Source organism: Salmonella sp. SAL00670 (assembly GCF_046552235.1).
In the GTDB taxonomy this organism is placed as follows: Bacteria; Pseudomonadota; Gammaproteobacteria; order Enterobacterales; family Enterobacteriaceae; genus Salmonella; species Salmonella enterica.
The window spans coordinates 109784-135058 of record NZ_JBGDUO010000003.1; the positions used below are offsets into that span (position 1 = coordinate 109784).

Below are 25275 nucleotides of genomic sequence, written 5' to 3' on the forward strand. Positions count from 1 at the left end.
GCGTGCGATATCTGGTAACACTGTTGTTATCTCTGGCGGTGCTGGTCACCGCCGGATGCGGCTGGCATCTGCGTAGCACTACGCAGGTTCCGGCTTCAATGAAAACGATGATCCTCGATTCCGGCGATCCGAACGGTCCGCTAAGTCGTGCGGTACGTAATCAGTTACGGCTGAATAACGTAAACCTGCTTGATAAAGACACAACGCGCAAAGACGTTCCGTCTCTGCGGCTTGGAACGGTGACTATTTCGCAGGATACGGCGTCAGTGTTCCAGGACGGCCAGACGGCGGAATATCAGATGGTAATGACCGTCAATGCCTCGGTATTGATTCCGGGCCATGACATCTATCCTATCAGCACGAAAGTGTACCGTTCGTTCTTCGATAACCCGCAGATGGCGTTGGCGAAGGATAACGAGCAGGCCATGATCGTTCAGGAGATGTATGACAAAGCCGCTGAACAGCTGATTCGTAAGCTGACCAGCGTCCGCGCGGCGGATATTCAGGCGACGAAAGAGGAGGCTACCGCCGACAATGAGACGGCGGCGCCCGCCTCTACGCCAGCACGCGTCTCCACTACGCTGAGTAACTAATGATCAGGTTGTATCCTGAACAACTCCGCGCGCAGCTCAACGAAGGGCTGCGTGCGGCATATCTGCTATTGGGCAACGATCCGCTGCTGCTGCAGGAAAGTCAGGACGCTATTCGTCTGGCGGCTGCGTCGCAAGGCTTCGAAGAGCACCACGCTTTTACTCTCGATCCCAGTACCGACTGGGGATCGCTTTTCTCACTTTGCCAGGCGATGAGTCTGTTCGCCAGCCGTCAAACGCTGGTGCTGCAACTGCCGGAAAACGGGCCTAACGCGGCAATGAATGAGCAACTCGCCACGCTGAGCGAGCTGCTGCATGACGACCTGTTATTAATAGTACGCGGAAACAAACTCACCAAAGCGCAGGAAAACGCCGCCTGGTATACCGCGCTGGCAGACCGTAGCGTTCAGGTCAGTTGTCAGACGCCGGAGCAGGCGCAGCTTCCCCGCTGGGTAGCCGCCAGAGCGAAAGCACAGAATTTGCAACTGGATGACGCCGCGAACCAACTGCTGTGCTATTGCTATGAGGGCAATCTGTTGGCGCTGGCGCAGGCGCTGGAACGGCTGTCGCTGCTTTGGCCTGACGGTAAGTTAACGCTTCCTCGCGTAGAGCAGGCCGTCAATGACGCCGCCCACTTTACCCCTTTCCACTGGGTGGATGCGTTACTGATGGGGAAAAGCAAACGCGCGCTGCATATTCTGCAACAGCTACGCCTTGAAGGCAGCGAACCGGTTATTCTGCTGCGCACCCTCCAGCGAGAGCTGCTGCTACTGGTAAATCTCAAACGTCAGTCCGCGCATACGCCGTTACGCGCGCTGTTTGATAAACACCGGGTCTGGCAAAACCGTCGCCCCATGATCGGCGACGCGTTGCAGCGTCTCCATCCTGCGCAGCTTCGCCAGGCCGTGCAGTTACTGACGCGTACAGAAATTACGCTCAAACAGGATTATGGTCAGTCGGTATGGGCAGATCTTGAAGGGCTGTCGCTCCTGCTCTGCCATAAGGCGCTGGCAGACGTATTTATTGATGGGTGATATGAAATCGTTACAGGCTTTATTCGGCGGCACCTTTGATCCGGTGCATTATGGACATCTTAAACCTGTTGAAACGCTGGCGAATCTGATCGGCTTATCGCGGGTGATTATTATGCCTAACAATGTGCCGCCGCATCGCCCCCAGCCGGAAGCCTCCAGCGCGCAGCGTAAATATATGCTGGAGCTGGCTATCGCCGATAAGCCGCTTTTTACGCTGGATGAACGCGAGCTACAGCGAAACGCGCCCTCTTACACTGCGCAAACGCTGAAAGCATGGCGCGAAGAACAGGGCCCCGAAGCGCCGCTGGCGTTTATTATCGGCCAGGACTCGCTGCTTAACTTCCCCACCTGGCATGATTACGACACCATCCTTGATAACACTCACCTGATCGTTTGTCGTCGTCCGGGCTATCCCCTTGAAATGACGCAGGCGCAACACCAGCAGTGGCTGGAACAGCATCTGACCCATACGCCAGACGATCTGCACCAGTTGCCAGCCGGTAAAATTTACCTGGCGGAAACGCCCTGGCTTAATATCTCCGCAACCCTCATCCGCGAACGGCTGGAAAAAGGCGAGTCCTGCGACGATCTGTTGCCGGAAAACGTGCTGAACTACATCAATCAGCAGGGGTTATACCGGTAAGCACATTGCGCAGCGCCGCCAGCAGACGCTCGTTTTGCGCAGCGCTGCGTATCGCCACACGATAATAGCGGCTGTCCAGCCCCGGGTAGTTAGCGCAGCTACGGATTAAAATTCGCTGCGTCAGCAACCGCCGCTGCAGGTCAATATCCTCTCGCTCACAGCGTAACAACAGATAGTTTGCCCGCCCGGGATAGACCGTCAGCAGGGGGAGCTGACAAAGCGCCTGATAAAACCGGGCGCCCTCCTCCCGTAACCAATGCCAGGTCGCCTGTTGCCAGGCACTATCCTGTAACGCTACCTCACCGGCCAGCGCCGCCAGCGCGTTAATCGACCACGGCATTTGTTGGCGACGCATCCGCGCTACCGCCGCGTCATCGCTATTGACGAGATATCCCAACCGCAGGCCGGGAATGGCATAAAATTTGGTCAGCGAACGCAGCACCCAGATATGCGGATTATCTTTAAGAGCAGGAATAAAGCCCGTCTCATGCGGAATAAAATCGATAAACGCCTCATCCAGGATCAGGTTAATGCTCAGCGATTTGCAGCGATCGGCAATGGCCTGTAATAACGGCCGCTCCGGCAGCAGGCCGGTAGGATTATTGGGCGTACACAGAAACAGGCAGTCCAGATCGGGCGTCAACGCCTCGAGAATGGCATCGGTAAGCTGCCAGTCATCCGCTTCGCGTAGAGACCAGCGACGAATTTCACAGCCACTTTGCGCCAGCGCCCGGCCATACTCCGCGAAACCTGGCGTGACAATCATTGCACGACGCGGTTTAAGACCGCTCGCCACGGTAAAGATTGACTCCGTCTCGCCATTTCCCGCCAGTATCCACGATGCCGGCACCTGATGGTGACGCGCCAGCGCCTGGTGCAAATGAAAATAATCGGCGTCCGGGTAGCGCTCAATGCAGTCCAGATTGTCGATAAGCGCGCGTTTCACGCTGACAGGCATACCCAGCGGATTAATGTTTGCGCTAAAATCCAGTAACTGGTCAGGCGAGATGCCCAACACCGTCGCGGCTTCCCGAATATTACCGCCATGCGCGCTGTTGAATAACGCCATTATGCCTCCGGTCAAAAAACGCTATTTTAGTGAAAAAAACGTTGCGCAATCAGGGGCATTATCATGTTTTGCGCATTTAACCTCATGAGAAATACCATGCGATTGTGGCTAGTGCGTCATGGCGAAACCGAGGCTAATGTCGCCGGGTTGTATAGCGGACATGCTCCCACGCCGTTAACGGAAAATGGGATTGGCCAGGCGAAAACGCTACATACTTTATTGCGCCACGCGCCATTTGACCGGGTGTTATGCAGCGAGCTGGAACGCGCGCGCCATACCGCCCGGCTCGTACTGGAGGGCCGGGATACGCCGCAACACATCTTACCTGAGCTTAATGAGATGTACTTCGGCGACTGGGAAATGCGCCATCACCGCGACCTCGCCCATGAAGATGCCGAAAGCTATGCCGCCTGGTGTACGGACTGGCAGAATGCGGTTCCGACCAATGGCGAGGGTTTTCAGGCTTTTACCCGGCGCGTAGAGCGCTTTATCTCGCGACTCGACGCGTTCAGCGATTGCCAGAACCTGCTGATCGTCAGCCATCAGGGCGTACTCAGCCTGTTGATTGCCCGTCTGCTCGCAATGCCCGCCGCCTCGCTATGGCATTTCCGGGTAGAACAGGGATGCTGGAGCGCAATCGACATATGCGAAGGGTTCGCCACCCTGAAAGTATTAAATAGTCGTGCCGTCTGGCGGCCTGAGTGATGAATTTTCCGTTTTTTCTCGCCGCAGCGGTTTCGCCCATTGACAGCCCCCGACAGGCTGTTATTCTCCGCAGCCAGGCTTTTTTCACCTTGCAGAGCTTTGCAGAAATTGTTTTACAAAAATGGCGATGCTTTCTGTGACGTGGGATGGGATGATAATCTGGTTTTAAACGCCGATCCGGCGACATAAGTCCCGGTATCGCCGCTGATTCAGGTATACTACACGGCGTCCCGCCGGAAGGTTAGCGTTAACTCGCAACGCCTTACCGGTCCAGCCTGTTGGCCTTTTTTCTATCGTTATAACGCAATTATTCACCCAGGGGGAAAACTTGCAGGGTAAAGCACTCCAGGATTTTGTTATCGACAAAATTGATGACCTGAAAGGTCAGGACATCATCGCCTTAGATGTTCAGGGTAAATCCAGTATCACCGACTGTATGATTATTTGTACCGGCACCTCCAGCCGTCACGTTATGTCTATTGCCGACCACGTGGTGCAGTCGTCGCGCGCGGCCGGTATGCTGCCATTGGGCGTCGAAGGCGAAAATGCGGCTGACTGGATTGTCGTCGATCTGGGCGATGTGATTGTGCATGTCATGCAGGAAGAAAGTCGCCGCCTGTATGAACTGGAAAAACTCTGGAGTTAATGCGTGAAGCTGCAACTTGTCGCTGTCGGCACGAAGATGCCCGACTGGGTTCAAACGGGATTTACGGAATATCTGCGTCGTTTTCCGAAAGATATGCCCTTTGAGCTGATCGAAATCCCTGCGGGCAAACGCGGCAAGAACGCGGATATCAAACGCATTCTCGACAAAGAGGGCGAGCAGATGCTGGCCGCCGCCGGTAAGAATCGCATTGTTACCCTGGATATTCCAGGCAAGCCGTGGGATACGCCGCAGTTAGCCAATGAGCTGGAGCGCTGGAAACAGGACGGGCGCGACGTCAGTTTGCTGATTGGCGGCCCGGAAGGATTATCTCCCGCCTGCAAAGCGGCAGCGGAACAGAGCTGGTCGCTCTCGGCGTTAACGCTCCCTCACCCGCTGGTTCGGGTTCTGGTTGCGGAGAGTTTGTACCGGGCGTGGAGCATCACAACCAACCACCCTTATCACCGTGAGTGATCGTGAAGTCTTGAGAAGATTAAGCAGCGGATGAAACGACAAAATTCTTTTCGTGACTATACGGCTGAGTCCGCACTGTTTGTGCGTCGGGCGCTGGTCGCCTTTTTGGGTATTTTGCTGCTGACCGGCGTACTGATCGCCAATTTGTATAATCTGCAAATTCTCCGTTTTACCGATTACCAGACCCGCTCGAACGAAAACCGTATCAAGCTGGTGCCAATTGCGCCAAGCCGCGGGATAATCTACGACCGTAACGGCATTCCCCTTGCGCTGAACCGCACTATCTATCAGATTGAAATGATGCCGGAAAAGGTGGATAACGTTCAGCAAACGCTGGATGCGCTACGCAGTGTGGTCGATTTAAACGACGACGATATCGCCACCTTTAAAAAAGAGCGCGCCCGATCCCATCGCTTTACTTCTATTCCGGTGAAAACAAACCTGACGGAAGTTCAGGTCGCGCGCTTTGCTGTCAACCAGTACCGTTTTCCGGGCGTCGAAGTCAAAGGCTATAAACGCCGCTATTATCCATACGGATCGGCGCTGACCCACGTTATCGGCTACGTATCGAAAATCAATGATAAAGACGTCGAGCGTCTCGACAGAGAAAACAAACTGGCGAACTACGCCGCCACCCATGACATCGGCAAGCTGGGCATTGAGCGCTACTATGAAGATATTCTGCATGGTCAAACCGGTTATGAAGAGGTTGAAGTCAACAACCGCGGTCGCGTTATTCGCCAACTCAAAGAGGTGCCGCCGCAGGCCGGACACGATATCTACCTGACGCTGGATCTCAAGCTCCAGCAGTATATTGAAACGCTGCTGGCAGGCAGTCGCGCGGCGGTGATTGTCACCGATCCGCGTACCGGCGGCGTGCTATCGCTGGTCTCCATGCCAAGTTACGACCCTAACCTTTTCGTGGACGGCATCTCCAGCAAAGATTACTCCGGGCTGCTTAACGACCCGAACACGCCATTAGTGAACCGCGCGACTCAGGGTGTCTACCCACCTGCTTCTACCGTTAAGCCTTACGTCGCCGTATCGGCGTTAAGCGCTGGCGTCATCACCCGTAACACCAGTCTTTTCGACCCTGGCTGGTGGCAGTTGCCGGGGTCTGAGAAACGCTACCGCGACTGGAAAAAATGGGGCCACGGGCATCTGAATATCACCAAATCCCTTGAAGAGTCGGCGGATACCTTCTTCTATCAGGTGGCCTATGACATGGGGATCGATCGCCTGTCAGAATGGATGGGTAAGTTCGGCTATGGTCACTATACCGGAATTGATCTCGCAGAAGAGCGCTCTGGTAATATGCCGACCCGCGAGTGGAAACAGAAACGCTTTAAAAAACCGTGGTATCAGGGCGATACGATTCCGGTGGGCATCGGCCAGGGCTACTGGACGGCAACGCCGATTCAGATGAGTAAGGCGCTGATGATCCTTATTAACGACGGCGTAGTTAAAGTCCCGCACCTGTTAATGAGCACCGCGGAAAACGGTAAACAGGTGCCGTGGGTACAGCCGCATGAGCCGCCGGTGGGCGATATTCACTCCGGCTACTGGGAAATTGCGAAAGATGGCATGTATGGCGTCGCCAACCGCCCTAACGGCACGGCGCATAAATATTTTGCCAGCGCGCCCTATAAAATCGCGGCGAAGTCGGGCACCGCGCAGGTCTTTGGCCTGAAGGCCAACGAAACGTACAATGCGCATAAAATCGCCGAGCGCCTGCGCGACCATAAATTAATGACCGCCTTTGCGCCGTATAACAATCCCCAGGTTGCCGTCGCGATCATCCTTGAAAACGGCGGTGCAGGCCCGGCAGTAGGCACGATCATGCGCCAAATCCTTGATCACATCATGCTGGGCGACAACAACACCCATTTGCCTGCGGAAAACCCGGTGGTTGCAGCGGCGGAGGACCAATAATCATGACGGATAATCCGAACAAAAAAACCTTCTGGGATAAAATTCATATCGATCCCACGATGCTACTCATTCTGCTGGCGTTACTGGTTTACAGCGCATTGGTCATCTGGAGCGCCAGCGGCCAGGACATCGGCATGATGGAGCGTAAAATCGGTCAGATTGCGATGGGGCTGGTGGTCATGGTGGTGATGGCGCAGATCCCGCCGCGCGTGTATGAAGGCTGGGCGCCCTATCTCTATATCATTTGTATCATTCTGCTGGTCGCCGTTGATGCCTTCGGCGCAATATCCAAAGGCGCGCAGCGCTGGCTCGATCTGGGAATCGTTCGCTTTCAGCCTTCGGAAATAGCCAAAATCGCCGTGCCGCTGATGGTCGCCCGCTTTATTAACCGCGACGTCTGCCCGCCCTCGCTGAAAAATACCGCCATCGCCCTGGTATTAATCTTTATGCCTACCCTGCTGGTCGCCGCCCAGCCGGACCTGGGGACGTCTATTCTGGTCGCCCTTTCCGGTCTCTTTGTCCTATTTTTGTCTGGTCTGAGCTGGCGCTTAATTGGGGTCGCCATTGTATTGATCGCTGCATTTATTCCTATTTTGTGGTTTTTCCTGATGCACGATTACCAACGCCAGCGCGTCATGATGCTCCTTGATCCGGAGACCGATCCGCTGGGCGCGGGCTATCATATTATTCAGTCTAAAATCGCCATTGGCTCAGGCGGCCTGCGCGGTAAAGGCTGGCTCCACGGCACCCAGTCGCAGCTGGAGTTTTTACCCGAACGCCATACCGACTTTATCTTCGCGGTACTGGCGGAAGAGCTCGGTCTGGTGGGCATCCTGATTCTGCTCGCGCTCTATATTTTGCTAATAATGCGCGGCTTGTGGATTGCCGCCAGAGCGCAAACTACATTTGGTCGCGTGATGGCTGGCGGATTAATGTTAATATTATTCGTTTATGTCTTCGTAAATATTGGTATGGTGAGCGGTATTCTGCCTGTGGTTGGAGTACCTTTACCCCTGGTCAGCTACGGGGGCTCCGCACTGATTGTGCTGATGGCCGGGTTCGGGATTGTGATGTCGATCCACACCCACAGAAAAATGTTGTCGAAAAGCGTATAAGGGGTGCGCAATGCGTAAGCAGTTGCCTGTAATCTGCGTCGCGGCAGGGATAGTACTACTCGCGGCATGTACTAATGACGGCGGTCAGCAGCAAACCACCGTCGCGCCGCAACCTGCGGTATGTAATGGTCCGACTGTGGAAATCAGCGGAGCGGAACCGCGTTATGAACCTCTGAATCCGACCGCAAACCAGGATTATCAGCGTGACGGTAAAAGTTATAAAATCGTTCAGGACCCGTCCCGCTTTAGCCAGGCTGGCCTGGCCGCTATTTATGATGCGGAACCCGGCAGTAATTTAACCGCCTCCGGGGAGATGTTCGATCCGATGCAGCTTACCGCCGCCCATCCGACACTGCCTATCCCCAGCTATGCGCGAATCACCAACCAGGCCAACGGTCGCATGATCGTCGTGCGTATTAACGATCGCGGCCCCTATGGCACCGATCGGGTCATCTCCCTGTCCCGCGCGGCGGCGGATCGTCTGAATACCTCGAATAATACTAAAGTACGGATTGACCCTATTATCGTGGCGCCGGATGGTTCGCTCTCCGGCCCGGGGATGGCCTGTACGACGGTGGCGAAACAGACCTACGCTCTGCCCCCGCGCCCTGATTTAAGCGGCGGAATGGGAAGCGCCTCTTCAGCGCCTGCGCAACCGCAAGGCGACGTTCTTCCGGTCAGTAATTCCACGTTGAAAAGTGACGACACCACCGGCGCGCCGGTGAGCAGCAGCGGCTTCCTCGGCGCGCCGACTACGCTGGCGCCTGGCGTGCTGGAGGGTAATGAACCGACGCCGGCGCCACAGCCAGCGCCGGTTTCCGCGCCGGTGGCGGCTCCAGCGACTGCGACGCCGGTTAGCGCGCCTGCCGCCGCGGCCCCGGTATCTGCCCCGGTGAGCGCGCCTGCCACCGCGGCGAGCGGTCGTTTCGTCGTCCAGGTCGGCGCCGTCAGCGATCAAACGCGCGCGCAGCAGTACCAACAGCGTTTAAGTCAGCAGTTCAGCGTACCAGGGCGCGTAATACAAAACGGCGCGGTCTGGCGTATTCAACTGGGGCCTTTTGCCAGTAAAGCCGAAGCCAGCGCGTTACAGCAACGTTTGCAAACAGAAGCACAATTACAGTCCTTTATCGCCAGCGCGCAGTAACCGATCGCAGGTATCTGTACTGTCAATTTCTGTAAATGACATTAACAAAGTCACGCGGAAAGTCAGATGCCTGCCAGTTATGCTTTTGCTATAGTAGGGCTCTTTTTTTAATTTCACCACGGACGTCGTAGTTCAGACCATGAAGACCACTTTTTCCGCTCGTTTTATGCAGCGCATGGCGCTCACCACGGCGCTTTGTGCCGCGTTTATCTCAACCGCACATGCCGATGACCTGAATATCAAAACTATGATCCCGGGTGTTCCGCAGATCGATGCGGAATCCTACATCCTGATCGACTACAACTCCGGCAAAGTTCTGGCGGAACAAAACGCCGACGAACGTCGCGACCCGGCCAGTCTGACAAAGATGATGACCAGTTACGTCATCGGACAGGCAATGAAAGCGGGTAAATTTAAAGAAACCGACCTGGTTACCGTCGGTAATGACGCCTGGGCCACCGGCAATCCGGTATTTAAAGGTTCCTCGCTGATGTTCCTCAAGCCGGGAATGCAGGTACCGGTCTCTCAGTTGATACGCGGCATCAATCTGCAATCCGGCAATGACGCCTGTGTGGCGATGGCTGATTTCGCCGCCGGTAGCCAGGATGCTTTCGTCGGGCTGATGAACAGCTATGTGAACGCGTTAGGGCTGAAAAATACCCACTTCCAGACCGTACACGGCCTGGACGCCGACGGACAATACAGTTCAGCTCGCGATATGGCGCTGATTGGTCAGGCGTTAATTCGCGATGTGCCTAACGAATATGCCGTTTATAAAGAAAAAGAGTTCACCTTTAACGGCATTCGCCAGTTAAACCGTAACGGTCTGCTGTGGGATAACAGCCTGAATGTGGACGGCATCAAAACCGGCCATACCAGCAAAGCGGGCTATAATCTGGTCGCTTCCGCAACCGAAGGCCAGATGCGGTTGATTTCCGCCGTAATGGGCGGACGAACCTATAAAGGCCGTGAAACAGAAAGCAAAAAACTGCTGACGTGGGGCTTCCGTTTCTTTGAAACCGTTAATCCGCTGAAGGCTGGTAAAGAGTTCGCCTCTGAACCCGCCTGGTTTGGTAATACCGATCGCGCCTCGCTGGGCGTCGATAAAGACGTTTACCTGACGATCCCTCGCGGTCGCATGAAAGATTTGAAAGCGAGCTATGTACTGAATACCGCAGAACTGCACGCGCCGCTGCAGAAAAACCAGGTAGTCGGCACCATCAACTTCCAGCTGGACGGTAAAACCATCGAGCAGCGTCCGCTGGTCGTACTGCAAGAGATCCCGGAAGGGAACTTCTTCGGTAAAATCATTGATTACATTAAATTAATGTTCCATCACTGGTTTGGATAAAAATTGAACGCTTGAAAGTGTGATTTTCGTCCCCATATACTATGCATCAGTAAAACTCCCGCCCTGTGGCGGGAGTTGTTATTTTTTTTACGTAATGCCGGAGCTGACATGAAAACCAAACTTAACGAACTGCTTGAATTCCCTACGCCATTTACTTACAAAGTAATGGGGCAGGCGTTACCTGAGCTGGTTGATCAGGTGGTTGAAGTGGTACAGCGCCATGCGCCTGGTGATTACTCTCCGACGGTAAAACCGAGCAGCAAAGGCAACTACCACTCGGTCTCTATCACCATTAATGCCACCCATATTGAACAGGTTGAAACGCTGTACGAAGAACTGGGCAATATTGATATCGTGCGAATGGTATTGTAATACATCCAGACGGTTACCCGGTCTTATCCGGGTAACTCCCCGCCTCCCCCGCTGTGATATACTTTCCTCTCTTTTTTCATTCTCTACGGAGATGCCGTTTTGTATCAGGATAAAATCCTTGTCCGCCAGCTCGGCCTTCAGCCCTATGAAGCTATCTCTCAGGCCATGCATAACTTTACCGATATGCGCGATGAAAACAGCCATGATGAAATCTGGTTGGTTGAGCATTACCCGGTGTTTACCCAGGGCCAGGCCGGTAAAGCGGAACATATATTGATGCCTGGCGATATTCCCGTTGTGCAGAGCGATCGTGGAGGACAGGTGACCTATCATGGTCCGGGCCAACAGGTAATGTACGTTTTACTTAACCTGAAACGACGTAAACTGGGCGTGCGTGATTTAGTCACCCTACTTGAACAGACCGTGGTGAATACGCTGGCTGAAATTGGTATTGAGGCGCATCCGCGCGCCGATGCGCCGGGCGTCTATGTGGGTGAAAAGAAAATCTGCTCGCTGGGTTTACGTATCCGTCGCGGCTGCTCATTCCACGGTTTAGCGCTAAACGTTAACATGGATCTTTCTCCTTTCCTACGCATCAACCCGTGTGGTTATGCCGGCATGGAAATGGCCAAAATAACGCAGTGGAAGGAAGACGCTACCACGGATAATATTGCGCCCCGCTTGCTGGCGAATATTTTAGCTCTGCTAAATAATCCACCGTATGAATATATTGCTGCTTAATGCGTAAAATATAATGGCCCAAGAAATTTATGGGTCATTAATCATATATGATTTGAATGCTTTACTTCTCCCCCCGCTTTCTATATTTTCGTTATATCCCTGCTGTAGCCGCCAGGCGGCATGGCCTCTTCAGTCCTCATGATGAGGAATTTTCCGTGACCAAAATCCCGGCCTTGCTGTTACTTATCTTATTGAAATGACTAAAAATACATTCATAAGAGTAATTTTAAAACCAACTCATAAATGCAAAATATACTATTTCATCTATTATTCATAATACGAATGAATTCGGAGCCAGAGCGTGAGTGATAATAATCAGGCAGAAAGACAACCGGCCGATCAACACCTACAAGACAAACCGCAAATTTTCAGAACACTGAGAAATATTGACCTCAATCTGTTGACGATTTTCGAGGCCGTATATGTCCATAAAGGGATCGTCAATGCAGCGAAAATTCTTAACCTGACGCCGTCAGCCATTAGCCAGTCCATTCAAAAATTACGGACTATATTTCCCGATCCGCTGTTTATTCGCAAAGGCCAGGGCGTAACGCCCACGACGTATGCTACGCATCTGCACGAATACATCAGCCAGGGGCTGGAATCTATTCTTGGCGCCCTGGATCTTACGGGCAGCTATGATAAGCAACGCACCATTACAATTGGCACGACGCCTTCGGTCGGCGCGCTAGTGATGCCGATTATTTACCAGGCCATCAGGCCGCGTTATCCTCAGCTTTTGCTGCGCAACATTCCGGTAGACGATGCCGAAAGCCAGCTTAGTCAGTTTCAGACCGATCTCATTATCAATACCCATAGCTATAACAACCGGAGCATCCAGCATCACGTCCTGTTTAGCGATACGCTTGAGATTGTCTGCCGCCAGCATCACCCGTGTCTGGCGAACGCCATTACTGAAGAGAGACTGAACAGCGCGGATCACACCTTTCTGATGCTGGAGGGACAACATCTTTCCCTCCTGCGCCAGCGACTGCAGGAGACATTTCCCGATCAGCAAATCAGTTTTAGCAGCTACAATATTTTTACCATTGCCTCGCTGATCGCCAGCAGCGATCTGCTGGGACTGATGCCCACCCGCTTCTACGACTTATTTAGCCGCTGCTGGCCGCTTGAGCGCCTTCCCTACGCGCCGGTGAATAGTGAACAGGTCGAGTTCTCGCTGCATTACAATAAACTGAGTCTGCGCGATCCGGTGCTGGAGAACGTCATTGAGATCATTCGTGAGGCGTTCTGACAAAAATGTTGCATCCAGGTCACGGAAGATATGGGCAAACAGCACAAAACAACAACTATTTTACATTTTGCCGGGCTGTCAGGCTGCTTTATGGCCCTTATCAATGATATACTGCGTGTCACAAATTCAAAAATAGTTGATAAATACAACTTTCCCTTGAATTGAAACGCTTTCCTTCGTTATTCGCAACTGGAACACGCACGCTATGAGTAAACCCATTGTGATGGAACGCGGTGTAAAATACCGCGATGCCGATAAGATGGCTCTTATCCCGGTTAAAAATGTGGTCACAGAGCGCGACGCTCTACTACGTAAACCGGAATGGATGAAAATAAAACTTCCGGCGGATTCTACCCGTATCCAGGGCATCAAAGCCGCAATGCGCAAAAATGGCCTGCATTCTGTCTGCGAGGAAGCGTCTTGCCCAAACCTGGCTGAATGTTTCAACCACGGTACCGCTACGTTTATGATCCTTGGGGCCATTTGCACTCGCCGCTGTCCGTTCTGTGATGTCGCCCATGGCCGCCCCGTTGCGCCGGATGCGGAAGAGCCGCAGAAACTGGCGCAAACGATCGCCGACATGGCGCTACGCTATGTGGTCATCACCTCTGTCGACCGTGACGATCTGCGTGACGGCGGCGCCCAGCATTTTGCTGACTGCATCACCGCCATCCGTGCCAAAAGCCCGGAGATAAAAATAGAGACGCTGGTGCCAGACTTCCGTGGACGTATGGATCGCGCGCTGGATATCCTTAACGCGACGCCGCCGGATGTGTTTAACCACAACCTGGAAAACGTGCCGCGTATCTACCGCCAGGTTCGTCCGGGCGCCGATTACAACTGGTCGCTGAAATTACTGGAACGCTTCAAAGAAGCGCACCCGGAAATTCCGACAAAATCGGGTCTGATGGTGGGCTTAGGCGAAACCAATGCGGAAATCATTGAGGTTATGCGCGACTTACGCCGTCACGGCGTTACCATGCTGACGCTTGGTCAGTATCTACAGCCAAGCCGCCATCACCTGCCGGTACAGCGTTATGTCAGCCCGGAAGAGTTTGACGAGATGAAAGCGGAAGCCCTGGCGATGGGCTTTACCCATGCCGCCTGTGGCCCCTTTGTACGTTCTTCGTACCATGCTGATCTCCAGGCCAAAGGCATGGAAGTGAAATGATCGTGTAATAGACGCTTACATTTCAGGCAAAAAAAAACCGGCAACTCGCCGGTTTTTTTACTCTGCGGAGCAAGCGCATTGCGCTATTACTCTTTGTGCGAGAGTTTTTCAGCCTGAACGCTACCGTCGACGTCTTTCTTAACGCCCGCGTCTTCATCGTTCATTGCTTTCTTGAATCCTTTAATCGCCGTGCCCAGGTCTCCGCCCAGCGTACGTAACTTCTTGGTACCAAACAGCAGAACAACCAGTGCGGCAACCACCAGCAGTTTGGTAATACTAATCTCACCCATAGATACCTTCTTCACTAAAAACAGGCTGCGTAACGCGCCGGATTAACCTGAGAATATTAACGGTCTTTCGACGCGCGCACACAATAGCAATCTGTAACAAGGTGAATCAAGCTTTGCGTAAAAAAACATCATAATAATTGCGGTGGCGCAAATCGTCGTTGCTGCAAAAGAGGAAGTTGCTCCCGCACCTGGTCTATTCGTTCTCTGAATATTTCCGCGACGATCAGCGCCGGACGATCGGCTGCCGCGGCTATCGTTACCCCCAACGGATCGATAATACGACTTTGACCAATATTACGATTACCACACTCCCCGGCCGCAATCATATAGCAGGTGGTATCCAGCGCTCTCGCCGCCAGCAGCGTCGACCACTGCTGCTCTTTCAACGGGCCGCGAACCCAGCCCGTCGGCAGCGCCAATACGTCAGCCCCCTGTAAAGCCAGCGCTAACGCCATGTCCGGAAAGCGCAGGTCATAACAGGTCATAAGCCCCACCTTAACCCCCTCCACGTCCAGCACAGGCGCGATAACGGTTCCGGCATCAATACTTTGGGATTCTTGCATCGAAAACGCATCATAGAGATGCAGCTTCGCGTAACGCGCGACAATGTGACCCGCCCGTAGCGCCACCAGCATATTAACCGCCCGTCCGGGCGTTGACGGGACAAGGATAGTGAATATCGTCGTCATATTATTATGAGCGCTTTCTTCCAGAAGCCGCGTCATAAACGCGCCATCCAGCGGCTGCGCGGCGCGAATCGGCAGATCAAGGTCGATGTCATCTCGCGCTAATATCCCCTCAGGCAGCACCAGAAGCGATACGCCGCGGCCCGCCGCCTGAGCCATTAACGAAACGCAAACTTGCGCATTCTTTTCCCATACAGAACTCACCACAAACTGCCCGGCTGCAACGAACATATCCCCTCCCACACCTCTGTCAGGACTCGCCAATTATGCGTGTTCGGCGTTACACTCCTCCTGTATAGCAACTAAATAAAGGATTCGGCAGTGTTACAGCTTCTTTTAGCAGTTTTTATCGGCGGTGGAACGGGGAGCGTAGCCCGGTGGATGCTAAGTATGCGTTTTAATCCGCTTCATCAGGCGATTCCCATCGGTACGCTAACAGCAAATTTGCTTGGCGCGTTTATTATCGGCATGGGGTTCGCCTGGTTTAACCGCATGACACATATCGATCCGATGTGGAAAGTGCTCATCACGACCGGCTTTTGCGGCGGCCTGACGACCTTTTCTACTTTTTCTGCTGAAGTGGTATTCTTGCTGCAAGAGGGGCGCTTTGGCTGGGCGCTGCTGAATGTGCTGATTAACCTGTTGGGTTCGTTTGCCATGACGGCGCTGGCATTCTGGCTATTTTCCGCCGCAGCGGCGCGTTAAGCGCAAAAAAAACCCGCCGAAAGGGCGGGTTTTGAAATCTTGCTGTCGGACGTATGCTTACAGAGCAGTTACGTTTGCAGCGGAAGGGCCTTTGGCACCGTTAGTGATTTCGAACTCTACGCGCTGACCTTCAGCCAGAGTTTTAAAACCATTGGTCTGGATTGCAGAGAAGTGTACGAACACGTCTTTGCTGCCATCTTCCGGAGTAATGAAACCGAATCCTTTGGATTCATTAAACCACTTAACGTTACCTTTAATCTTAGACATCAAAATTACCTTTACATGAAAAATAGACACAAATGCTGTGTCGGATACCAGTACAACAATTGTGATGCATTTTGTCCAGTCGAACTTTGCGAAAAAGTGATAAATATCGCGTTAATTTTTAGCCAACCCTATCTACTTATTGTTTTTTAAGGCTTTTTAATTCACAACAGAACAATGCCCTTCCCCGTCAAAACTGGAAACGCATCCAGGCGAAATAGACGTTTCCGTTGTTATACGAACCCGGAATGTAGGTCATCTGAAAGGTAGCGGGACCATAGCCTATCGACGCTAAAGGCAACAGCACAGGGATGGGAATATAATTCCAGTTGTCGCGCGCGGTAACGCCTGCGGTAAAGCCCAGTCCCAGACGAAAATTATCGTCTTCCAGCGGTCGCCAGGTTTTTTCCCAGCCATAACCGCCTATGGGTTCCCATTTGTTAAATGAATCTTTAAAGGCCATCATATAGAGGCCATGCCAGTTGCCTTTGTCGTCCCAGCGCGACTGACCAAAACCAACGCCCCACGGCCGCTCGTTATAGCGATCCGTTTTCTCTTTATCGTAGGCAAAGCGCGCATGCCAGGTAATGGCGGGGACATACAAATCATAATGCTCAGGCTGTCGCCACGTTTCTGCGACGTTATCGGTAAACGTGTTAAACCACCCTTTATCCGCCGCAGAGACTGAAGGAATAGCCAGCCATGGCATAACAAGGAGAGCAATAATAAGAAAATACTTTCTGATAATCATCACAACAGCCATACCGTTCAAAAATTCGACTGTGATAATAACAACATTAACCTGAATAAAATCTTAACAAACTATAAACAGAGAATAATCTGAGAGAGTATCGGGTTAACGGCGTTTGATTTAGCACTAAGAACCGTCGCGCGCTCCTTAATAAGCTTTCACAAAAAACACAAAACAAAGCACAACAAATAAAACAATAAAATAACAATAAATTAATACTTATAGCGCTACAGAAAATTCGTATAAGCATATTTCATCTTTAGCGATGACATGAAAAAATAACCGCGCCGTGATTTTAATCAGTAAGGCGCCATCCTTTATTCGGTACATTTTTATACCACTTTTGTGGCTCTTATTTTTACTCTGGGTGTCGATAAGACAGGGGAAACAATGCTAACAGTTATAGAACTCCTTATCGGAGTCGTCGTTATTGTGGGTGTAGCGCGCTACATCATTAAGGGATATTCCGCCACTGGCGTTTTATTTGTCGGCGGTCTGGTTCTGCTTATTATCAGCGCGCTGATGGGGCATAAGGTATTACCTGCCAGCGAAACCAGTACCGGCTATACCGCAACAGATATTGTTGAATACATCAAAATTTTGCTTATGAGTCGCGGCGGCGATCTTGGCATGATGATCATGATGCTGTGCGGCTTTGCCGCCTATATGACGCATATCGGCGCGAATGATATGGTCGTGAAGCTGGCGTCGAAACCTTTACAGTACATAAACTCGCCCTACCTGTTGATGATTGCTGCCTATTTTGTCGCCTGCCTGATGTCGCTGGCCGTCTCTTCCGCGACGGGGCTTGGCGTACTGCTCATGGCTACTCTCTTCCCGGTGATGGTCAACGTCGGCATTAGCCGCGGCGCGGCGGCGGCTATTTGCGCCTCTCCGGCCGCCATCATCCTCTCGCCAACGTCTGGCGATGTGGTTTTAGCCGCAAAAGCGGCGGAGATGCCGTTAATCGATTTTGCGTTCAAAACCACGCTGCCGATTTCCATCGCCGCCATTATCGGTATGGCGATTGCGCACTTTTTCTGGCAACGCTATCTGGATAAAAAAGAGAACATTTCACATGAGATGCTGGACGTGGCGGAGATTACCACCACAGCCCCGGCGTTTTATGCCCTTTTACCGTTCACGCCCATTATCGGCGTACTGATTTTTGACGGTAAATGGGGGCCGCAGTTGCACATTATTACCATTCTGGTGATCTGTATGCTGCTGGCCGCCGTGCTGGAATTCGTGCGCGGCTTCAACACGCAAAATGTGTTTTCCGGCCTGGAAGTGGCTTATCGCGGCATGGCGGATGCGTTTGCCGGCGTTGTGATGCTGCTGGTCGCGGCGGGCGTTTTCGCCCAGGGGCTGAGCACCATTGGCTTTATCCAAAGTCTGATCTCGATTGCCACTTCTTTTGGCTCCGCCAGCATTATTCTGATGCTGGTCTTAGTGATTTTAACCATGCTGGCCGCGATGACCACCGGTTCAGGCAATGCGCCTTTTTACGCCTTTGTTGAGATGATCCCTAAACTGGCGCACTCCTCCGGCATCAACCCAGCCTATTTATCTATCCCAATGCTGCAAGCCTCAAACCTGGGGCGCACGATTTCGCCAGTCTCCGGCGTCGTGGTCGCTGTCGCCGGGATGGCTAAAATATCACCGTTTGAAGTGGTGAAACGCACGTCCGTTCCGGTCATCGTCGGTCTGTTGATCGTCATTATCGCCACGGAAATTATGGTGCCAGGCGCCTCTTCCGCCGTTACTGGCGGCTGATAGCCGGTAAGCCGGGGCGAGGGAAAACATCGCCCCGGCATCTTAAACCAGGCTTAGCCGCCGTGGTAAATACGCTGCGGCCTGCCCACTTTGCCATGAATAATCTCTGCGACAATCAGGTGCCGACTCGCGCAATATTCCAGGTAGCGTCGGGATGTGGTGCGGCTTATCGTTAAGGCCTGCGCGACCGTTTCAGCCGTATGGCGTACGGTTGGATCGGCAAACAGCTTCATCACCGCATTAAGGGTTAAGGCATCAATACCGGTCGGCAAATCCCCTTTCGGTTCGCCGCGCGCATAGGCGTTGAACATTTCATCTATCTGCTTCTGGCTTGCGCTATCCGCGCTCGCCAGCATACGTCTGCGCTGTTGATAGCGGGTCAGCGTCTGCCCCAAACGCTCATAAGCAATAGGTTTGACCAGATAATCAAACGCGCCGCTACGTACCGCTTCCGCTACCGTCTCCATGTCACTGGCGGCGGTCGTAAACACAACGCCGCCGGGATAGCGCGACTGCATTAATTCATGCAGCAGCGTAATCCCCTTCCCATCCGGCAGATAATTATCCAACAGAATTAATCCAGGTTTGAACCGGTCAATCATCATTCTCGCCTGCGCCAGATTGCCCGCCAGCCATATCTGCTTAAAGCCAGGAATATGGCGGATATATTCTGCGTGCATCTCCGCCAGCAGCGTTTCATCCTCAACGATCAATAGGGTTAATGGTTCTGTCATCGTTTTTTTTCACTTTCGGAAGGAATAAAGAAAATAAGGTGCCACAAGGATCATTGTCTTCCAGCGTAATGACCCCGCCACAGCGCCCCACATAACTTGCAATCAGATATAACCCGATACCATGCTCACCGGGTTCGTCGGTGCGGGTACTTACGCCCTGTTCAAAAATCTTTTCCCGCAGCGCTTCAGGAACGCCGCAGCCCTGGTCGGCGACCTCTATTACCACCTCGTCGCCCTCGTCGCTCAGGAAAAGTTCGATGGTCTTGTCGCCTTCCTGCGTACGTAAACTCGCCTCAAACGCGTTATCCAGCAGATTCCCGACGATGGCGGCGAACTCCGTGCTATCCAGCCCCTCCGGCAGTTGATGTAGCTGGCTGCCGGGAACAATCACCATCTTGAGCCCCAGTTCACGCGCGCGCTGAACTTTGCCAAACAGCAAACCGGCCACCTGACGATCGGCGAAGGCGCCGCGTAAACTATCAATAAGTTGCTGCTGCGCCTGCGACTCACCCTGCACCATCTCTCTGACCCGATCATACTCTTTCATTTGCAGCAGGCCGTTCAGAGTCGACATCCAGTTCAGGTGCTCATGGCGTAGCGTGCGCAGGCTCTCAACATACTGTTTAATCTGGGTTAGCTGCGCGTTCAACGTCGCGATTTCATCTTTGCTGCGAAAACTAATAATAGCGCCCAGCAGCTCCTCGCCGGAACGGATAGCCTCACGATTGGCGATGACGCTCAGGCCATTGAAGTTGGCCATCACGTCCTGGCGTCTTTCTGCGATCTGGCAGGTAAAAAAGTCTGCCGGATTGACGACTTCCGCGATCAGCTTGCCCAGCCACTGACGCCCCGGCGACGGCAGCCCCAACATTTTTCTCGCACTGCGGTTAATCGCGGTAATATGTCCCTCAGGATCAACGGCGATCAGCCCTTCATAAACCGAGCTAAACAACGCCTCCTGCTGGCGTACCACGCGCGCAATCTGTTTCGGCTCCATGCCCAGCATTTGTCGGCGGATATGCGCGGCGAAAAACCAGGAAAGCAGCATTAATACCACCAGCAACAGGACAAAAACCCCCGCCATCGGTAATAAGAAGTCCAGCCGCCAGGAGTCGATTTTACTGACCAGATAGCCAATTGAAACAACGCCGATCACGTTGCCTTCGTTGTCAAAGATAGGCGTTTTGGCGCGCATCGCCATCCCTATTGAGCCCTTACCGGTAATGAAATAACTTTCTCCTCTTTCCAGCGCGCCGGGTTTCGTAAACTGCATGGGATAGCCGATTTTTTCCGGATTCGGATGGTAAAGCCGGATCGAGTGGCGATCGCCTATCACCACATAGTCAAAATCCGTCCCGCGCTGCAGTTTATTCGCAATTATCGCCAGGCGTTTATAGTCCCGGTTTTTTACGGCAGCGATAATGCTGTCGTTAGAAGCAATAATTTTTGCCTGATTCATCGCCATATCACGAACATGGGACGCCAGATAATCTTCGAAACTGGCAGACAAATATTGTGCTAACGCTGCCACGATGAAAACAGAAACTACCAGAATGAGCAGAAAAATACGTAACGGAAACGCGAGTTGCCGAAAAAAAGGAAACAGCTTTTTATTTTTCTGACAGGACATTAAGGTTCCTTATGGGCATTTCTCTTCAGATTTATCGCAAATGTAATAAAAATGTTTTGAGCATCTTGAAGCATATAAAAACCAATCGTTACAGATTCCCCACATTAAATCAATTAAACAACTAAAACCCACCGCCGGAATGGCGATTAAATTAATTAAAAAACTTAAAACCATAAAACACTTAAAAACCATCTAACGCTTTGTGAAATAAATCAAAATTTACCACCAAAATACTCCTTACGATGTATACGTCAGATAGAAAAATAAATTACTCGTCATAAAAATACTCCCACTCTGACTGAAAAGAAAAAGTTATCAAGTTGCAACACAGCGCAACATATACAGAAAAGTGGCAACAAGCATATCACCAGGATATTTCTTACTATGTTTGGCAATAATGTATTCACTCGGGTAAAACGCTCTGAAAATAAAAAAATGGCGGAGATCGCTCACTTTCTCAAAGAGAATGATTTAAGCGTCGATACCACTGTAGAAGTGTTTATTACCGTCAGCCGTGATGACCGTCTTATTGCCTGCGGCGGTATTGCCGGAAATATCATTAAATGCGTGGCCATTAGCGAATCTGTACGCGGCGAAGGCTTAGCGTTAACGCTGGCGACGGAATTGATTAATCTCGCCTGGGAACGGCACTGCACCCATCTTTTTATTTATACCAAAACGGAATACGAAGCGCTGTTTAAACAGTGCAGCTTTTCGACGATAGCCAGCGTCCCTGGCGTGATGGTCTTAATGGAAAATAGCGCGACCCGGTTGAAACGGTATGCGGAATCGCTGGCGACATTGCGTCATGAGGGAAAGAAAATTGGCTGTATTGTGATGAACGCCAATCCTTTCACGAACGGCCATCGCTATCTGATCCAACAGGCGGCGGCACAGTGCGACTGGCTGCATCTGTTCCTGGTCAAAGAAGATACGTCACGCTTTCCCTATGAAGACCGACTCGATCTGGTCCTTAAAGGGACCACCGATATCCCGCGCTTAACCGTTCACCGCGGCTCCGAATACATTATCTCTCGGGCAACGTTCCCCTGCTATTTCATTAAAGAGCAGAGCGTTATTAATCACTGTTATACCGAAATCGACCTGAAGATTTTTCGCCAGTATCTGGCGCCCGCGCTTGGCATCACACACCGCTTTGTCGGTACGGAACCGTTTTGCACCGTTACCGCCCAGTACAACCTTGATATGCGTTTCTGGCTGGAGACGCCAACGCTTCCCGCCCCACCCATTACGCTGGTGGAAATAGAGCGGCTTTGCTTCCAGGAGACGCCGATATCCGCCTCCTGGGTACGCAAGCTGCTGGTTAAACACGATCTCACGGCTATCGCGCCGCTGGTTCCCGACGCCACCCTGCGCTATTTGCAGGGCATGGTCGAACGCCATCCGGGCAGCGCGGCAGCCCGTCAAAAGTCCCCCGTCTTAGCAACAGGTGAAAAATGAAAATAAACCAGCTAGCCGTCGCAGGCACGCTTGAGTCCGGCGATGTGATGATACGCATTGCGCCGCTCGATACGCAGGATATTGACCTGCAAATCAACAGTAGCGTTGAAAAACAGTTTGGCGAGGCCATTCGCGCCACCATCCTGGAGGTGCTTTCTCGCTACGACGTGCGCGGCGTACAACTGAACGTCGATGATAAAGGCGCTCTGGACTGCATTTTGCGCGCCCGACTGGAAACGCTACTGGCGCGCGCCAGCGGTATTGCCGCTCTGCCCTGGGAGGATCGCCAATGATTTCCGCCTCTCTGCAACAACGTAAAACCCGCACCCGCCGCAGTATGTTATTCGTACCGGGCGCCAACGCGGCGATGGTGAGCAATTCGTTTATCTACCCGGCCGACGCGCTGATGTTCGACCTGGAAGACTCCGTTGCATTACGCGAAAAAGACGCGGCGCGCCGTCTGGTATATCACGCGCTGCAACACCCGCTTTACCGTGACGTCGAAACCATTGTCCGCGTGAATGCGCTGGATTCCGAATGGGGCGTCAACGATCTGGAAGCGGTCGTGCGCGGCGGCGCGGACGTGGTGCGTTTACCGAAAACCGACACCGCGCAGGACGTCATTGATATCGAAAACGAAATTCTGCGCATTGAAAACGCCTGCGGTCGCGAACCGGGCAGTACCGGCCTGTTAGCCGCCGTGGAATCGCCGCTGGGTATTACCCGCGCGGTAGAAATCGCCCACGCCTCTGAACGGTTGATCGGGATTGCGCTGGGCGCGGAAGACTATGTTCGCAACCTGCGCACCGAACGCTCTCCGGAAGGCACCGAACTGCTGTTCGCCCGCTGCGCCATTTTGCAGGCCGCGCGTTCCGTCGGCATTCAGGCCTTCGATACCGTCTATTCCGACGCCAACAACGAAGCCGGTTTCCTGCAAGAAGCCGCCCACATTAAACAGTTGGGCTTTGACGGTAAGTCACTGATCAACCCCCGCCAGATCGAACTGCTGCACAACCTTTATGCGCCAACGCGTAAAGAGGTCGCCCATGCGCGTCTGGTCGTTGAAGCCGCAGAAGCCGCCGCCCGCGAAGGTCTCGGCGTCGTTTCCCTTAACGGCAAGATGGTCGACAGCCCGGTGATTGAACGCGCCCGTCTGGTGCTCTCCCGTGCAGAACTTTCCGGTATTCGCGAAGAATAAGGCAAAAAAATGACGCAGAAAAATGAATCTCAACGCCAGGATCGCGTAGCAGCCTGGAGCCGTCACGCTGAAAGCGAACTGAGCGCTTACCAAAGTGCGGCAAAATTGGATCTACAAGCGCAAAAACCGCGCGACCACAAACTGTGCGCCAGCCTGGAAGAGGCCATCCGCCGTTCCGGTTTACGCGACGGCATGACGGTCTCCTTTCACCACGCGTTTCGCGGCGGCGATCTGACGATTAACCTGGTGATGGAAACCATCGCGAAGATGGGCTTCAAAAACCTGACGCTGGCCTCCAGTTCGCTGAGCGACTGCCATGCGCCGCTGGTTGAACACATTCGTAACGGGGTGGTCAGCCGCATCTACACGTCAGGCCTGCGCGGCCCGCTGGCGGAAGAAATTTCTCGCGGCTTGCTGGCTGAGCCGGTTCAGATTCACTCCCACGGCGGTCGTGTACATCTGGTACAAAGCGGCGAACTCAATATTGATGTTGCATTTCTTGGCGTGCCCTCCTGCGATGAATTCGGTAATGCTAACGGTTATACCGGCAAAGCCTGTTGCGGTTCACTGGGCTACGCGATGGTGGATGCCGACAGCGCGAAGCAGGTCGTGATGCTGACGGAGCAACTGCTGCCGTATCCGCATAACCCGGCAAGCATCGCTCAGGATCAGGTTGATCTGATCGTGCAAATCGAAGAAGTCGGTGATGCAAACAAAATCGGCGCTGGCGCGACCCGCATGACCACTAATCCGCGTGAACTGCTGATCGCCCGCAGCGCGGCGGAAGTCATTGCTCACTCCGGCTACTTCAACGAAGGTTTCTCCCTGCAAACCGGCACCGGCGGCGCATCGCTGGCGGTCACCCGCTTCCTGGAAGACAAAATGCGTAGCCGCAACATTGTGGCTAATTTCGCGCTGGGCGGTATCACCGCCACCATGGTCGACCTGCATGAAAAGGGCTTAATCCGCAAACTGCTTGACGTTCAGAGCTTCGATCGTAACGCTGCGCAATCTTTGGCCCGCAACCCGAACCATATCGAAATCAGCGCTAACCAGTACGCCAACTGGGGCTCTAAAGGCGCTTCCGTCGACCGTCTGGACGTGGTGGTACTGAGCGCGCTGGAAGTAGACACCCACTTCAATGTTAACGTGCTGACCGGCTCCGACGGCGTTCTACGCGGCGCGTCCGGCGGTCACTGCGATACCGCCGTCGCGGCGGCGCTGTCCATCATCGTCGCGCCGCTGGTGCGCGGTCGCATCCCAACGCTGGTTGATAACGTCACCACCTGCGTCACACCGGGCTCCAGCGTTGACATTCTGGTCACCGATCACGGTATCGCCGTCAATCCGGCGCGTCCGGAGTTGGCTGAACGCCTGAAAGCAGCGGGAATGAAAGTGGTATCGATTGAGTGGCTGCGCGAACGCGCGCAACTGCTTACCGGTCAGCCCCGCCCTATCGAATTCACCGACCGCGTGATTGCTGTCGTGCGTTATCGCGACGGTTCAGTGATCGATGTGGTGCATCAGGTGAAGGAATAAGC

27 protein-coding genes are annotated in these 25275 nt (G+C 53.1%); 20 read left to right on the forward strand and 7 right to left on the reverse strand.

The features are described 5' to 3' along the window. The first annotated feature begins 2 nt into the window (after positions 1-2). Genes lptE through nadD form a run of 3 tightly spaced genes read left to right on the forward strand, consistent with a single transcriptional unit; the run spans position 3 to position 2267 of the window. Entirely contained in the window at positions 3-593 is a 591-nt protein-coding gene (gene lptE, locus ACLJRS_RS11520; protein WP_001269950.1) for an LPS assembly lipoprotein LptE, read from the forward strand. Further along, positions 593-1624, forward strand: coding sequence for a DNA polymerase III subunit delta (gene holA / locus ACLJRS_RS11525; RefSeq protein ID WP_000620491.1), 1032 nt, complete (start codon positions 593-595; stop codon positions 1622-1624). Before lptE ends, holA begins: the two co-directional genes overlap by 1 nt. 1 nt (position 1625) lies before the next feature. Continuing rightward, entirely contained in the window at positions 1626-2267 is a 642-nt protein-coding gene (gene nadD, locus ACLJRS_RS11530; protein ID WP_001518902.1) for a nicotinate-nucleotide adenylyltransferase, read from the forward strand. Here nadD and cobD read toward each other — a convergent pair. Further along, complete coding sequence (gene cobD, locus ACLJRS_RS11535) at positions 2242-3336, reverse strand: threonine-phosphate decarboxylase CobD (protein WP_001173251.1); 1095 nt, start codon at positions 3334-3336, stop codon at positions 2242-2244. The genes nadD and cobD overlap by 26 nt on opposite strands. Before the next feature lie 96 nt (positions 3337-3432). On the opposite strand from cobD, the gene ACLJRS_RS11540 reads away from it, so the two are divergent. From ACLJRS_RS11540 to lipA, 11 genes are all read left to right on the forward strand, one after another. Continuing rightward, positions 3433-4041 (forward strand): adenosylcobalamin/alpha-ribazole phosphatase, encoded by a 609-nt coding sequence (locus ACLJRS_RS11540; protein WP_001241926.1) that lies wholly within the window; start codon positions 3433-3435, stop codon positions 4039-4041. 328 nt (positions 4042-4369) lie between these two features. Then, a complete protein-coding gene (rsfS, locus tag ACLJRS_RS11545) occupies positions 4370-4687 on the forward strand; it encodes a ribosome silencing factor (protein ID WP_001161670.1) in 318 nt (105 codons plus the stop codon). A gap of 3 nt (positions 4688-4690) precedes the next feature. Next, positions 4691-5158 (forward strand): 23S rRNA (pseudouridine(1915)-N(3))-methyltransferase RlmH, encoded by a 468-nt coding sequence (gene rlmH, locus ACLJRS_RS11550; protein WP_000776107.1) that lies wholly within the window; start codon positions 4691-4693, stop codon positions 5156-5158. A 30-nt stretch (positions 5159-5188) separates the two neighbouring features. Then, on the forward strand, positions 5189-7090 hold the full coding sequence (gene mrdA, locus ACLJRS_RS11555) for a peptidoglycan DD-transpeptidase MrdA (RefSeq protein ID WP_000828705.1): 1902 nt from the start codon (positions 5189-5191) through the stop codon (positions 7088-7090). A 2-nt stretch (positions 7091-7092) separates the two neighbouring features. Beyond that, the gene (gene mrdB, locus ACLJRS_RS11560; protein WP_000131713.1) at positions 7093-8205 is read left to right on the forward strand and encodes a peptidoglycan glycosyltransferase MrdB; all 1113 of its coding nucleotides are present in this window, start codon (positions 7093-7095) and stop codon (positions 8203-8205) included. Between the two features lie 10 nt (positions 8206-8215). Beyond that, positions 8216-9349, forward strand: a complete 1134-nt coding sequence (gene rlpA / locus ACLJRS_RS11565; RefSeq protein ID WP_001231310.1) for an endolytic peptidoglycan transglycosylase RlpA — start codon at positions 8216-8218, stop codon at positions 9347-9349. Positions 9350-9488: 139 nt separating this feature from the next. Next, on the forward strand, positions 9489-10700 hold the full coding sequence (gene dacA, locus ACLJRS_RS11570) for a D-alanyl-D-alanine carboxypeptidase DacA (protein ID WP_000858711.1): 1212 nt from the start codon (positions 9489-9491) through the stop codon (positions 10698-10700). 108 nt (positions 10701-10808) lie between these two features. Beyond that, positions 10809-11072: a DUF493 family protein YbeD gene (gene ybeD / locus ACLJRS_RS11575; RefSeq protein WP_000850547.1), complete on the forward strand. Its 264-nt coding sequence runs from the start codon at positions 10809-10811 to the stop codon at positions 11070-11072. Positions 11073-11171: 99 nt separating this feature from the next. Beyond that, complete coding sequence (lipB, locus tag ACLJRS_RS11580) at positions 11172-11813, forward strand: lipoyl(octanoyl) transferase LipB (RefSeq protein ID WP_000284009.1); 642 nt, start codon at positions 11172-11174, stop codon at positions 11811-11813. Between the two features lie 301 nt (positions 11814-12114). Beyond that, positions 12115-13068 carry a YbeF family transcriptional regulator gene (locus ACLJRS_RS11585; RefSeq protein ID WP_001282819.1) on the forward strand — a complete coding sequence of 318 codons (954 nt, stop codon included), beginning with the start codon at positions 12115-12117 and terminating at the stop codon, positions 13066-13068. Between the two features lie 205 nt (positions 13069-13273). Then, entirely contained in the window at positions 13274-14239 is a 966-nt protein-coding gene (lipA, locus tag ACLJRS_RS11590) for a lipoyl synthase (protein ID WP_000042640.1), read from the forward strand. Positions 14240-14325: 86 nt separating this feature from the next. Here lipA and tatE read toward each other — a convergent pair whose 3' ends face one another. Beyond that, on the reverse strand, positions 14326-14529 hold the full coding sequence (tatE, locus tag ACLJRS_RS11595) for a twin-arginine translocase subunit TatE (protein ID WP_000503938.1): 204 nt from the start codon (positions 14527-14529) through the stop codon (positions 14326-14328). A 128-nt stretch (positions 14530-14657) separates the two neighbouring features. After that, complete coding sequence (locus ACLJRS_RS11600; RefSeq protein WP_000495791.1) at positions 14658-15446, reverse strand: deaminated glutathione amidase; 789 nt, start codon at positions 15444-15446, stop codon at positions 14658-14660. 90 nt (positions 15447-15536) lie between these two features. On the opposite strand from ACLJRS_RS11600, the gene crcB reads away from it, so the two are divergent. Then, complete coding sequence (gene crcB / locus ACLJRS_RS11605; protein WP_000939753.1) at positions 15537-15920, forward strand: fluoride efflux transporter CrcB; 384 nt, start codon at positions 15537-15539, stop codon at positions 15918-15920. Positions 15921-15977: 57 nt separating this feature from the next. On the opposite strand, the gene cspE is transcribed toward crcB, so the two are convergent. Together cspE and pagP are read right to left on the reverse strand one after the other, a co-directional pair. Continuing rightward, positions 15978-16187, reverse strand: a complete 210-nt coding sequence (cspE, locus tag ACLJRS_RS11610; RefSeq protein ID WP_000034826.1) for a transcription antiterminator/RNA stability regulator CspE — start codon at positions 16185-16187, stop codon at positions 15978-15980. Positions 16188-16374: 187 nt separating this feature from the next. Beyond that, positions 16375-16947 carry a lipid IV(A) palmitoyltransferase PagP gene (pagP, locus tag ACLJRS_RS11615; RefSeq protein WP_001623090.1) on the reverse strand — a complete coding sequence of 191 codons (573 nt, stop codon included), beginning with the start codon at positions 16945-16947 and terminating at the stop codon, positions 16375-16377. A 378-nt stretch (positions 16948-17325) separates the two neighbouring features. Between pagP and dcuC the strand changes: the two genes are divergently transcribed. Further along, on the forward strand, positions 17326-18711 hold the full coding sequence (dcuC, locus tag ACLJRS_RS11620) for an anaerobic C4-dicarboxylate transporter DcuC (RefSeq protein WP_000958619.1): 1386 nt from the start codon (positions 17326-17328) through the stop codon (positions 18709-18711). Positions 18712-18764: 53 nt separating this feature from the next. Here the strand turns inward: dcuC and dpiA are convergent, their stop codons facing one another. Together dpiA and dpiB are read right to left on the reverse strand one after the other, a co-directional pair. Next, entirely contained in the window at positions 18765-19445 is a 681-nt protein-coding gene (dpiA, locus tag ACLJRS_RS11625; protein WP_000138779.1) for a two-component response regulator DpiA, read from the reverse strand. Continuing rightward, entirely contained in the window at positions 19414-21075 is a 1662-nt protein-coding gene (gene dpiB / locus ACLJRS_RS11630; protein ID WP_001277837.1) for a sensor histidine kinase DpiB, read from the reverse strand. Before dpiB ends, dpiA begins: the two co-directional genes overlap by 32 nt. Before the next feature lie 384 nt (positions 21076-21459). On the opposite strand from dpiB, the gene citC reads away from it, so the two are divergent. The 4 genes from citC to citF are packed head-to-tail and all read left to right on the forward strand — an operon-like array spanning position 21460 to position 25273. Further along, positions 21460-22536 carry a [citrate (pro-3S)-lyase] ligase gene (gene citC / locus ACLJRS_RS11635; protein WP_000467874.1) on the forward strand — a complete coding sequence of 359 codons (1077 nt, stop codon included), beginning with the start codon at positions 21460-21462 and terminating at the stop codon, positions 22534-22536. Continuing rightward, positions 22533-22829: a citrate lyase acyl carrier protein gene (gene citD, locus ACLJRS_RS11640; protein WP_000700679.1), complete on the forward strand. Its 297-nt coding sequence runs from the start codon at positions 22533-22535 to the stop codon at positions 22827-22829. Before citC ends, citD begins: the two co-directional genes overlap by 4 nt. Further along, entirely contained in the window at positions 22826-23734 is a 909-nt protein-coding gene (locus tag ACLJRS_RS11645) for an aldolase/citrate lyase family protein (protein ID WP_000622346.1), read from the forward strand. The genes citD and ACLJRS_RS11645 overlap by 4 nt, the downstream gene beginning before the upstream one ends. A 9-nt stretch (positions 23735-23743) precedes the next feature. Then, the gene (gene citF / locus ACLJRS_RS11650; RefSeq protein WP_000192334.1) at positions 23744-25273 is read left to right on the forward strand and encodes a citrate lyase subunit alpha; all 1530 of its coding nucleotides are present in this window, start codon (positions 23744-23746) and stop codon (positions 25271-25273) included. Positions 25274-25275: the final 2 nt, after the last annotated feature.

Excerpts from the sequence above, each read along its gene's own strand:
- holA (WP_000620491.1), top strand. The coding sequence starts at position 593 with ATGATCAGGTTGTATCCTGAACAACTCCGCGCGCAGCTCAACGAAGGG.
- nadD (WP_001518902.1), top strand. The coding sequence starts at position 1,626 with ATGAAATCGTTACAGGCTTTATTCGGCGGCACCTTTGATCCGGTGCAT.
- cobD (WP_001173251.1), bottom strand. The coding sequence starts at position 3,336 with ATGGCGTTATTCAACAGCGCGCATGGCGGTAATATTCGGGAAGCCGCG.
- ACLJRS_RS11540 (WP_001241926.1), top strand. The coding sequence starts at position 3,433 with ATGCGATTGTGGCTAGTGCGTCATGGCGAAACCGAGGCTAATGTCGCC.
- mrdA (WP_000828705.1), top strand. The coding sequence starts at position 5,189 with ATGAAACGACAAAATTCTTTTCGTGACTATACGGCTGAGTCCGCACTG.
- mrdB (WP_000131713.1), top strand. The coding sequence starts at position 7,093 with ATGACGGATAATCCGAACAAAAAAACCTTCTGGGATAAAATTCATATC.
- rlpA (WP_001231310.1), top strand. The coding sequence starts at position 8,216 with ATGCGTAAGCAGTTGCCTGTAATCTGCGTCGCGGCAGGGATAGTACTA.
- dacA (WP_000858711.1), top strand. The coding sequence starts at position 9,489 with ATGAAGACCACTTTTTCCGCTCGTTTTATGCAGCGCATGGCGCTCACC.
- ybeD (WP_000850547.1), top strand. The coding sequence starts at position 10,809 with ATGAAAACCAAACTTAACGAACTGCTTGAATTCCCTACGCCATTTACT.
- lipA (WP_000042640.1), top strand. The coding sequence starts at position 13,274 with ATGAGTAAACCCATTGTGATGGAACGCGGTGTAAAATACCGCGATGCC.
- tatE (WP_000503938.1), bottom strand. The coding sequence starts at position 14,529 with ATGGGTGAGATTAGTATTACCAAACTGCTGGTGGTTGCCGCACTGGTT.
- ACLJRS_RS11600 (WP_000495791.1), bottom strand. The coding sequence starts at position 15,446 with ATGTTCGTTGCAGCCGGGCAGTTTGTGGTGAGTTCTGTATGGGAAAAG.
- cspE (WP_000034826.1), bottom strand. The coding sequence starts at position 16,187 with ATGTCTAAGATTAAAGGTAACGTTAAGTGGTTTAATGAATCCAAAGGA.
- pagP (WP_001623090.1), bottom strand. The coding sequence starts at position 16,947 with ATGGCTGTTGTGATGATTATCAGAAAGTATTTTCTTATTATTGCTCTC.
- dcuC (WP_000958619.1), top strand. The coding sequence starts at position 17,326 with ATGCTAACAGTTATAGAACTCCTTATCGGAGTCGTCGTTATTGTGGGT.
- dpiA (WP_000138779.1), bottom strand. The coding sequence starts at position 19,445 with ATGACAGAACCATTAACCCTATTGATCGTTGAGGATGAAACGCTGCTG.
- dpiB (WP_001277837.1), bottom strand. The coding sequence starts at position 21,075 with ATGTCCTGTCAGAAAAATAAAAAGCTGTTTCCTTTTTTTCGGCAACTC.
- citC (WP_000467874.1), top strand. The coding sequence starts at position 21,460 with ATGTTTGGCAATAATGTATTCACTCGGGTAAAACGCTCTGAAAATAAA.
- citD (WP_000700679.1), top strand. The coding sequence starts at position 22,533 with ATGAAAATAAACCAGCTAGCCGTCGCAGGCACGCTTGAGTCCGGCGAT.
- ACLJRS_RS11645 (WP_000622346.1), top strand. The coding sequence starts at position 22,826 with ATGATTTCCGCCTCTCTGCAACAACGTAAAACCCGCACCCGCCGCAGT.
- citF (WP_000192334.1), top strand. The coding sequence starts at position 23,744 with ATGACGCAGAAAAATGAATCTCAACGCCAGGATCGCGTAGCAGCCTGG.